Annotated in this window: 10 protein-coding genes; 4 read left to right on the top strand and 6 right to left on the bottom strand. The window is 62.9% G+C overall.

What is annotated here, in order from left to right:
* The 3 genes from AC2FMN_RS16420 to AC2FMN_RS16410 form a co-directional block, all read right to left on the bottom strand.
* Positions 1 to 883, bottom strand: an 883-nt coding sequence (locus AC2FMN_RS16420; RefSeq protein ID WP_496689487.1) for a 5'-3' exonuclease, incomplete at its 3' end; no start/stop codon positions are given.
* 70 nt (positions 884 to 953) lie between these two features.
* On the bottom strand, positions 954 to 1,424 hold the full coding sequence (locus AC2FMN_RS16415) for a hypothetical protein (protein ID WP_496689486.1): 471 nt from the start codon (positions 1,422 to 1,424) through the stop codon (positions 954 to 956).
* A gap of 81 nt (positions 1,425 to 1,505) precedes the next feature.
* Positions 1,506 to 1,682 (bottom strand): zinc-finger domain-containing protein, encoded by a 177-nt coding sequence (locus AC2FMN_RS16410; protein ID WP_005980050.1) that lies wholly within the window; start codon positions 1,680 to 1,682, stop codon positions 1,506 to 1,508.
* 89 nt (positions 1,683 to 1,771) lie between these two features.
* On the opposite strand from AC2FMN_RS16410, the gene AC2FMN_RS16405 reads away from it, so the two are divergent.
* The gene (locus tag AC2FMN_RS16405) at positions 1,772 to 2,764 is read left to right on the top strand and encodes an ABC transporter ATP-binding protein (protein ID WP_496689485.1); all 993 of its coding nucleotides are present in this window, start codon (positions 1,772 to 1,774) and stop codon (positions 2,762 to 2,764) included.
* Positions 2,765 to 2,918: 154 nt separating this feature from the next.
* On the opposite strand, the gene AC2FMN_RS16400 is transcribed toward AC2FMN_RS16405, so the two are convergent.
* The gene (locus tag AC2FMN_RS16400) at positions 2,919 to 3,599 is read right to left on the bottom strand and encodes a hypothetical protein (RefSeq protein WP_496689484.1); all 681 of its coding nucleotides are present in this window, start codon (positions 3,597 to 3,599) and stop codon (positions 2,919 to 2,921) included.
* A 261-nt stretch (positions 3,600 to 3,860) separates the two neighbouring features.
* Between AC2FMN_RS16400 and AC2FMN_RS16395 the strand changes: the two genes are divergently transcribed.
* From AC2FMN_RS16395 to AC2FMN_RS16385, 3 genes are all read left to right on the top strand, one after another.
* A complete protein-coding gene (locus AC2FMN_RS16395) occupies positions 3,861 to 6,815 on the top strand; it encodes an error-prone DNA polymerase (protein WP_496689482.1) in 2,955 nt (984 codons plus the stop codon).
* Positions 6,816 to 6,843: 28 nt separating this feature from the next.
* Entirely contained in the window at positions 6,844 to 7,245 is a 402-nt protein-coding gene (locus tag AC2FMN_RS16390; protein WP_496689480.1) for a group III truncated hemoglobin, read from the top strand.
* 115 nt (positions 7,246 to 7,360) lie between these two features.
* Positions 7,361 to 8,299 carry a DMT family transporter gene (locus AC2FMN_RS16385; protein WP_496689478.1) on the top strand — a complete coding sequence of 313 codons (939 nt, stop codon included), beginning with the start codon at positions 7,361 to 7,363 and terminating at the stop codon, positions 8,297 to 8,299.
* 26 nt (positions 8,300 to 8,325) lie between these two features.
* Here the strand turns inward: AC2FMN_RS16385 and AC2FMN_RS16380 are convergent, their stop codons facing one another.
* Entirely contained in the window at positions 8,326 to 9,042 is a 717-nt protein-coding gene (locus tag AC2FMN_RS16380) for an NYN domain-containing protein (RefSeq protein WP_496689477.1), read from the bottom strand.
* Positions 9,043 to 9,131: 89 nt separating this feature from the next.
* Positions 9,132 to 10,244, bottom strand: a complete 1,113-nt coding sequence (locus tag AC2FMN_RS16375) for an S-(hydroxymethyl)glutathione dehydrogenase/class III alcohol dehydrogenase (RefSeq protein ID WP_496680086.1) — start codon at positions 10,242 to 10,244, stop codon at positions 9,132 to 9,134.
* Between the last annotated feature and the right edge of the window lie 98 nt (positions 10,245 to 10,342).

The following is a 10,342-nucleotide window of genomic DNA, read 5'->3' as shown; positions in this document are numbered from 1 at the left end:
GCTTCTCGGCGATCCGCTTGGAAAGCGTGCGGAACTCCATCTCGGCCAGGAACGACAACAGCTTGTCCGGGTCGGGGTCGCGAAGCTCCAGATCGTCCAGCGTGAAATCCAGCGGCATATCGCAATCCAGCTGCACCAGCTTCTTCGACAGCTCGATCTGGTCGCGCTTCTCGATCAGGGTCTGGCGACGCTTGGGCTGCTTGATCTCCTCGGCCCGGTCCAGCAGCGTCTCCAGGTCACCGAACTCGTTGATCAGCAGTGCCGCCGTCTTGATCCCGATCCCCGGCGCGCCCGGCACGTTGTCGACGCTGTCACCGGCCAGCGCCTGCACATCCACGACGCGCTCGGGGTAGACCCCGAATTTCTCGAACACCCCCTCGCGGTCGATACGCTTGTTCTTCATGGCGTCCAGCATCTCGACGCCGTCGCCCACCAGCTGCATCAGGTCCTTGTCGGAACTGACGATGGTCACCCGGCCCCCGGTCTGGCGCGCCTGACAGGCCAGCGTGGCGATGATGTCATCGGCCTCGTACCCCTCAAGTTCTTTGCAGGGGATGTTGAAGGCCTCGGTCGCCTGCCGGGTCAGGGGGATCTGCGGGCGCAGATCCTCGGGCATCGCCTCGCGGTTGGCCTTGTAGAGGTCGTACAAGTCATTGCGGAAGGTGTGCGAGCCCTTGTCGAAGACCACCGCCAGATGGGTCGGCGCATCGGGGCCGTGGTCGCCATCCACGTAACGCTGCAACATGTTGCAAAAGCCCGAAACGGCGCCAATCGGCAGCCCGTCCGATTTCCGCGTCAGCGGCGGAAGGGCGTGATAGGCGCGAAAGATGAAGGCTGATCCGTCGATCAGATGCAGATGGCAGCCTTTTCCGAATGTGCTCATGCGCGCTCTCCCCGTCAGTCAGGGACGGTTCTGCCACAGGGGCAGCCGGGTGACCAGTCAGGAACGCGCCCTAGCCGCCAAACAGACCGGTGAAAACATCCGAGAAACTGTTCAGCAGCGCCATGATGACCAGCGCGCCGAGGAACGCGAAAAACGCCATTGCGAAGAACTGGAACAGGATCGCGCCGGTTCCGATGACCACACCGGCAATGGCCGGGCGGCGTTTTTCGTGCCGCAGGATGCCGATGACCGAGACGACGATCGCCAACCCGCCCAGCATGGCGACACCGATCTGCAGAAAGTCATCCAGATCGCGGGTGGGCGCGACCGGCGCGGGCTGCTCCATCCCCGCGGCGGCCCGCAGGGTCGATTTTCCCAACTCGGCGGCCAGTTCGCCCAGCGTCACGCCGGTGGATTGCTGCGGCGCGAATGGCCCTGCCCAGAACACGAACAGGGCTGCGAACAGGGCCAGTGCCGCAAGGCAAAAGCCAACCCATCCAAAAACCGGACTCCCGGAATCAGCAGCAGTCATATCGGTCATCATTCACACCCACGTTTGTCACACCAACGCACTGGATGAAAATCGCGGCGAGATTTGGGCGGACTGCGGTTGGGCGGGCAATCAGTGTTGCTGTGCGTCCTTCAGAACATATTTGCAGTCGCAATAGGGGCACTCGACCCAGCCCTGATCTTCGGGGATCTGCAACCAGACGCGCGGATGGCCCAGCGCGCCCTCGCCGCCATCGCAGGCGACGCGGCTTGTCTCGACGATCTTGGTTTCCGGAGCTTCGATTGTCACGGCGTGCGATCCTTCACTGGTTGTCGGCCTCGCGGGCATGCATTAGGTGCGTTTATGAGCGATCAAGAAACCGGGGGCAAGAGCCAGCAATGACCGATGCAGCGATCAGCCTTCGCGGCCTGCGCAAAACCTATCGCGGCGGCAAGGGCCAGCCCGAGAAACACGCGCTGAAGGGCATTGACCTGGATATCCCGCGCGGGTCGGTCTTTGGCCTGCTGGGGCCGAACGGCGCAGGCAAATCGACCCTGATCAACATTCTCGCAGGGCTGGTGCTCAAGACCGCCGGCCAGGTTACGATCTGGGGCTATGACCAGGACCGCAACCCGCGCCAGGCCCGCGCGGCCATCGGGGTGATGCCGCAGGAGCTGAACCTCGACCCGTTCTTCACCCCCCGCGGCGCGCTCGAGGTGCAGGCGGGACTTTACGGCGTTCCCAAATCGCAGCGGCGCAGCGACGAGATCCTCGAACTGGTCGGCCTCAGCGACAAGGCCGAGGCCTATGCCCGCACGCTGTCGGGCGGGATGCGGCGGCGGCTGCTGCTGGCCAAGGCGCTGGTGCACCACCCGAAAATCCTGGTGCTGGACGAACCCACCGCCGGCGTGGACATCGAACTGCGCCAAATGCTGTGGGCCAATGTGCGCAAGCTGAACCAGCAGGGCATGACCATCATCCTGACCACCCACTACCTGGAAGAAGCGCAGGAGATGTGCGACGAGATCGCCATCATCAACCACGGGGAAAAGGTGGCGCAGGACAGCACCGCCAACCTGCTGGGCCGCATGGACGGCCGCACCATGGTCATCACCCCCGAGGCCCCCGTGACCGCCCTGCCCGCCGCCCCCGGCGTTCAGGCCAGCCTGCGCGACGACGGCAGCCTCGCGCTGCACTACCGCAGCCCGGAAACCAGCGCCGAGCAGGTGCTCGAGGCGGTCCGGCAGGCCGGCATCCGCATCCGCGACGTGCGCACCGAAGAGGCCGATCTCGAGGACGTGTTCCTTGCCCTCACCTCCTCGCGCGCCGACGATGCCCCGACCGACGATCAGGACCAGCCGCGCCGGGGTCTGCACCGGGTCAAGTTGTGACGAGGCCCCGTGCCAATTTGGCCTGGGCAGGTGAAGTTTTTTTCCGAACAGCATAAGGCCATTCGTCGCACCACCCTTGTATGGCTGCGTTGCGGACTAAGATCCCTTGCCAGTTGTGAGTTTGCTCGCGCTAATGGCAAGGAGAGTAACATCCCTAGGCTTGGGCGGCGAAAATTAGTCGTACGGTTTCGATATCAATAGGCTTTAGCTCGGGCGCGGCTTCCTTGTTTGGACCTCGGACGTGATGGAGGCCTAGCTCCGCAGTGAAGACAAGCGGTGTATTTTTTTTGCCGCCATTTCTATTCGAACCTGGCACTTCGAGAAGTGTGTCACAATCGATGCTGTCGGCGCCTACCAGCATGTCAACAAACGCACTGTAATACCGCTGAATTACGCGGGACTGTTCGCTACTGAATGCAGTTGATTGATTGAGCTTCCAAAAAGTTTCGTACAACAAGTATCCTTGGCATTCGGGATAGTCCTTCAAGCCCTCGTTGTCGTCGTGATCCATCCAATCCCCTAGATGCCATCTCGCAAACTCTGAGCAATCGTAGGGCAATCCCGGTTCAGTGATACGAGGACGGTAGTCGCCTGCCTCTTCCCAAATCCCACCGAAGCGCGTCTCTCTCACTACACGATCGGCGGATCTGGGGGAAATCCCAGTGACCATACCCATCCAATCGTCGTCGTACTCTTCAAATATTCTAACAGCCGATGTTTTCGGTTGTTTTGGAATCGAGGAAAGACTATCGCCAAAACTCAAATCCGACGACACAGCGATCCATTTATGATCGCGGCGGCGCCTTTCAATTACCCACAACAATGAAGCAGTCACATTAGAGTCTCCTTGACCTATGGTCTTATAATTGATCGGGTTTTCTAACGCCGATTTCACACTTTTAGTTCATAGTGCAGTGTGCGTCACCTTGAGCAGCGCTTTCCGATCTTAGACATGTCGCGGTTTTTCTCTGCGAGGATACCGTCTACGTTGAGCTCGAACCAGAACTTCACCGCACCTGAATCGACAACCCAATTCCCGCGCAATGCAGACAAGGACTCGAAAAAGAACAAAACGAGAATATAATGACGACTCGCCATGTATGCCGAGCTGTCGATCACGTCGAACTTCACCTTCCTCACCGGGGCCTCGCACCCCGAGGAGTACATGGAGCGCGCCGTCACCCTGGGCCTGCCCGCCATCGCCATCGCCGATGACAACTCGGTGGCCGGCATCGTCCGCGCCCACACCCAGGCGCGCGAGATCGCCCGCAAGGTGCGTGAACGCCGCGCGTGGGAGGAGCGGAACACGCCCATCGGCCCGCCCTGCCCCAATCACATCCCGAAACCGCCCTCGTTCCCGGTGCATGCGGTGCCGCGCCTGATCCCGGCGGCACGGCTGATCTTTACCGATGCCCCGCCCGTCACCGCCCTGCCCATCAACCGGCAGGGCTGGGCCAACCTGTGCCGCCTCCTGTCCACCGGACGGCTGCGCGCGGCCAAGGGCGACTGCATCCTGCACCTGTCCGACCTGCTGGAGTTTTCCGACGGTCTGCACCTGCTGCTCTGGCCACAGGCGGGCCGTCCGACCGGCGGCGCGAGCGGATGGCGGACACAGGCGCAACAGCTGACGCGCCGCTTTGCCGGGCGTATGCACCTGCTGATGCATCCCCGCTATGACGGGGCGGATACGGCATTTTTCCAAGTGTTAGAGACTGAATCGCGCCATCTGGGCCTGCCCACCATCGCCAGCGCCGCGCCGATGATGCATCACGGGTCGCGCCGCCGGCTGGCCGATGTGCTGACCGCGATCCGGCTGCGCCGCAAGGTGGACGATCTGGGCCGCCACGCGCTGGCCAATGGCGAACAGCGCCTGCGGTCCGAGGCCGAGATGCTGCGCATCTTCAAGGGGCACGAAGGCGCCGTGGCCCGCGCGTATGCGCTCAGCCAGGAACTCACCTTCTCGCTGGACGAGCTGCGCTATGAATACCCCAGCGAGGTCAGCGGCACCGAAACCCCCGCCCAGCGCCTGCACCGTTTGGCGCACGAGGGGCTGGCCTGGCGCTATCCCGCCGGCGCGCCCGAAAAGGTCAAGGCGATGCTGGCGCATGAGCTGACCCTGATCGGCAAGCTGAAATACGAGCCCTATTTCCTGACCGTCCGCGACATCGTGCATTTCGCCCGCGGCCGCGGGATCCTGTGTCAGGGGCGCGGCTCGGCGGCCAATTCGGTGGTCTGCTATTGCCTGGGCGTCACCTCGGTCAGCCCCGAGATGGGCACCATGGTGTTCGAACGCTTCGTCTCCGAGGCGCGGGACGAGCCGCCCGACATCGACGTCGATTTCGAACATGAACGCCGCGAAGAGGTGATCCAGCACATCTATGAACGCTATGGCCGCCACCGCGCGGGGCTGTGCGCCACGGTGATCCACTATCGCGGCAAGCGCGCCATCCGCGAGGTGGGCCGCGCCATGGGCCTGACCGAGGACACGATTTCCGCCCTGTCCTCGCAGCTGTGGGGGTTCTTCTCGACCGCGGGTCTCGAGGCCGAGCGGATGCGCGAGATCGGCCTCGACCCCGAGGATCGCCGACTAAAACAGACTCTAACACTGGTACATCAGATCAACGGCTTCCCCCGCCACCTGTCCCAGCATGTAGGCGGGTTCATCATCACCGAGGGCCGTCTGGACGAGCTGGTGCCCATCGAAAACGCCACGATGGAGGACCGCACCGTCATCTGCTGGGACAAGGACGACATCGATTCCCTAGGCATCCTCAAGGTCGATGTCCTGAGCCTTGGCATGCTGACCTGCATCCGCAAGGCCTTCGACCTGATCGCCCAGCACCACCAGACCAGCTATACGCTCGCCACCCTGCCGCCCGAAGACCCGGCGGTCTATGACATGCTGTGCCGCGCGGATTCGGTGGGCGTGTTCCAGGTGGAATCACGAGCGCAGATGAACTTCCTGCCCCGGATGCGGCCGCGCAATTTCTATGACCTGGTGATCGAGGTCGCCATCATCCGCCCCGGCCCCATCCAGGGCGACATGGTGCATCCCTATATCCGGCGGCGGAATGGCGAGGAGGAGGTCAGCTTCCCCTCGGACGCACTGGGCGAGGTGCTGGGTAAGACGCTGGGCGTGCCGCTGTTTCAGGAGCAGGCGATGCAGATCGCCATCGTCGGCGCGGGCTTCACCCCGGAACAGGCCGACCGGCTGCGGCGGTCGCTGGCGACCTTCAAGAAGCATGGCAATGTCAGCGAATTCCGCACCCTGTTCTTGCGCGGGATGCAGCGCAACGGCTATGACGCCGAATTTGCCGAGCGGTGCTTCTCGCAGATCGAGGGGTTCGGCTCCTACGGCTTCCCCGAAAGCCACGCGGCCAGCTTTGCGCTGCTGGTCTATGCCAGCGCTTGGATCAAGTGCCACCACCCGGGCATCTTTGCCTGCGCGCTGCTGAACTCGCAGCCGATGGGCTTCTATGCCCCCGCCCAGATCGTGCGCGATGCGCGCGAGCATGGCGTGCAGGTGCGTCCGGTCTGCATCAATGCCAGCTTCTGGGACAACGTGATGGAGCCCGACGGCCATGGCGGGCTGGCCCTGCGGCTGGGCTTTCGCCAGATCAAGGGCCTAAGCGAGGAGGACGCCAGCTGGCTGACCGCCGCGCGCGGCAACGGCTACCACCAGGTTGACGACGTCTGGCGCCGCGCGGGGCTTGGCCCCTCGGTGATCGAACGTCTGGCCGAGGCCGATGCCTTTGCCGCCTGCGGCCTGACCCGGCGCGAGGCGCTGTGGCAGGCCAAGGCGATCGCCACCGCCCGGCCTCTGCCCCTGTTCGCGCAGGATCTGGAAGGTGAGGCGCTGGACGAGCCCGCCGCCCATCTGCCGCAGATGTCGCTGGGCGAACAGGTGGTCGAGGATTACGTCGCCACCCGCCTCAGCCTGCGGGCGCATCCCGTGGCCCTGCTGCGGCACCTGCTGACGCCGGGGCAGCGCGACAATTCCGCCCCTGCATCCGGGCCGGAAAACGCGGTATCGGCTCGGAACAGAGCCTGAATTGAAAGCCCCGACCATGTCCCGGCCCGTGCTACCCCCACGTTTTCTCGCCACGCCCGACCAGATCCGGGCGCAGGTCACCGCATTCTACGCCCGCGTCCGGCAGGACGCCCTGCTGGGCCCGATCTTCAACCGTTACGTCACCGACTGGCCCGCACATGAGGACCGGATCGCCGCTTTCTGGCGCAACGCCATCCTGTTTGAGCGCGGCTACAGCGGCAATCCGCAGCGCGTGCATATCGAGCGTCCGGACGTGAAACCCGAGATGTTCGCCCATTGGCTGGACCTGTTCGAAAAGGTCGCCCACGGCACCCTGCCCCCGGAAACGGCCACTCCTTGGGTGGCGCTGGCCCGCCGTATCGGGGCGGGAATGCAGGCCGGTGTCGCGGCCGCCCGCCAACCGGCCGGGGTACCGCCGATCTTGCGCTGAACGGCCGGTCCCGCAGGAATGTTAGCGGTAAAGTTTGGGCTATCCGACTCTGCCGATTGGGTTTAATCAGGCCTCAGACACCTACCACTGCATCCAACCGCCCGGGGCCAGCCATATGAGCACACAGAACTCCACCGTTCAGGGACTTGGCTTTGCCTTTCTCGGTTTTGCCGTCTTTGCCACCCATGACGCGCTGATCAAGACGCTGGGCGGCACTTATTCGGTGCTGCAGATCATCTTTTTCGCCACGCTGTTTTCCTTTGTGCCGATGGCGGTCACGATTCTGGCGGACAAGGCCACTGGAAACTTCCTGCCTCGCCATCCATGGTTGGTCATGCTGCGCTCGGGGCTGATGGTCACGGGTATGTCCTGTGCCTTCTACGCCTTCTCAGTCCTGCCACTGGCCGAAGTCTACTCGCTGCTGTTTTCCTTTCCGCTGATCGTCACCGTCCTGTCGATCCCGATACTGGGCGAGGTCGTGCGCGCCCAACGCTGGGCCGCGGTGGGCGTGGGCCTGATCGGGGTGCTGATCGTCCTGCGCCCCGGCGCGACCGAAATCACCCTGGGCCACATTGCCGCCCTGACGGCTGCGTTCTGCAGCGCGTTCGCATCCGTGCTGGTGCGTAAGATCGGAAACGAGGAACGCTCGGCGGTGCTGATCCTGTATCCGATGCTGCTGGCGATCGTGGTCATGAGCCTGGCCCAACCAGCCGTCTATCAGCCGCCGTCCCTGCTTCATCTGGCCATGATGGCGCTGGTCGGCGTGTTTTCGGTGATCGCCCAGCACCTGATCATTCTGGCCTATCGGGCTGCGCCCGCTGGCGTGGTCGCACCCAGCCAGTACAGCCAGATCATCTGGGCCACGATCTTTGGTATGGTTTTCTTTGGCGAACGCCCAGATGTCTGGGTCGCAGTCGGGGCCAGTATCATCATCGCGTCCGGAGTATTCGTTGTCTGGCGTGAGAGCCGGGCCAATGTATCGCCGAACAAACCGGTTCTGCGCGTGCGTTCGCCGCGCTCTGACACCGGCGCCTCGGCGCGGCCAGGGTCCTAGAGCCGCCACGCGGCTGGGCGGTCGCGTTACCTCTCTTTGCAGCGGATCTTGATATTTCCGTTCTCGCCAGATTCTTCGAACTTTCCGATTCCACGAACCAGATCGCTCAGTCGGTTGAATCCGTAGGTCCGCGTGTCGAAATCCGGGTAATTCATGCTCAGCTGGCGGCCGACCCAGCCCAGGGTGACCCAGCCATCCGGCTCGTCGGATTTGAGCACGACATTGCGGATCAGCTGGTAGGCATGGTTCAGGTCTTTTTTCGACGGAGCCTTCTTGGTCTTTTCACCGCCGGCGCTTTCTTTCTTGATGTTTTCGATCAGAATGAACCGGTTGCAGGCCGCCACGAAAGCCTTCGGGGTCTTGCGCTCACCAATGCCGTAGACCCTCAAACCCTGCTCGCGGATGCGGCTGGCAAGCCGGGTGAAATCACTGTCCGAGGACACCAGCACGAACCCGTCGAAACGGCCCGAATGCAGAATGTCCATCGCGTCTATCACCAAGGCGATGTCTCCGGCGTTCTTGCCGGTTGTGTTGGCGAATTGCTGGTGCGGTACGATGGCGTATTCCGCCAGTTTCTCGGCGCTCCAACCCTGCGGGATACCGCCGGAAAAATCGCCGTAGATCCGGCGCAGGCTCGCCTCTCCCAATGTGGCGACTTCTTCGAAAATTTCGGCGACGTGTTTTGCCGGGACGTTTTCGGCGTCGATCAGAACGGCCAGGCGTTCCGTTGCTTCAGTAGTCAATTTAATCTCTCTATTCAGGTATTTATCAATGCTCTGAAGATAAGAGGCAAAAAGGGCGGTTTGAACCCCGCCCTTGCAATTTCCGATTGTCAGTAGATCACCACAGACCGGATGCTTTCGCCTTTGTGCATCAGGTCGAAGCCGGTGTTGATGTCGTCCAGACCCATGGTGTGGGTGATCATCGGGTCGATCTCGATCTTTCCTTCCATGTACCAGTCGACGATCTTGGGCACGTCCGTGCGCCCGCGTGCGCCGCCAAAGGCGGTGCCGCGCCACGACCGGCCGGTGACCAGCTGGAACGGACGGGTCGAGATCTCGGCCCCCGCAGGCGCCACGCCGATGATGATGGATTCGCCCCAGCCCTTGTGCGCCGATTCCAGCGCCGCGCGCATCACCTGTACGTTGCCGGTGGCATCAAAGGTGTAATCCGCGCCGCCCTTGGTCAGGTTCACCAGATAGGGCACCAGATCGCCCTCGACCTCGGCGGGGTTGACGAAATCGGTCATGCCGAATTTCTCGGCCATCTCGCGCTTGGCGGGGTTCAGGTCGACGCCGACGATCTGGTCGGCCCCGGCGAGACGCAGACCCTGGATCACGTTCAAGCCGATGCCGCCCAGGCCGAACACGATGGCGCGGCTGCCGATTTCCACCTTGGCGGTGTTGATCACCGCGCCGATGCCGGTGGTCACGCCGCAGCCGATATAGCAGATCTTGTCGAACGGCGCGTCCTCGCGCACCTTGGCCAGCGCGATCTCGGGCAGAACCGTATGGTTCGAGAAGGTCGAGCAGCCCATGTAGTGCAGGATCGGATCCCCGTCCAGCGTCGAGAAACGCGAGGTGCCGTCGGGCATCAGGCCCTTGCCCTGCGTCTCGCGGATGGCCTGGCACAGGTTGGTCTTGGGGTGCAGGCAGTATTCACACTCGCGACATTCGGGAGTGTAGAGCGGGATCACGTGATCGCCCGGCTTCAGGCTGGTCACGCCCTCGCCCACCTCAACCACCACGCCGGCGCCTTCATGGCCCAAAATGGCCGGGAACAGCCCCTCGGGGTCGGCCCCCGACAGGGTGAATTCATCGGTGTGGCAGATGCCGGTGGCCTTGATCTCGACCAGAACCTCACCGGCCTTGGGGCCTTCGAGGTTCACCTCCATCACTTCCAAGGGCTTGCCCGCCTGAAGGGCAACGGCGGCACGAGTACGCATGTTGCTATGTCTCCCTGTCAATTTCGCACGACCCTGCGTCAATTGCAGGGTGTTTTCAACTGCGCTTTCATGGCAGGCTCTGCAAGCCATTGATATTT

It is taken from the genome of Ruegeria sp. BHSC037 (genome assembly GCF_059613045.1).
The sequence above is the reverse complement of the archived record's forward strand: the minus strand, read 5'-3'. Positions and strand labels throughout refer to the sequence as shown.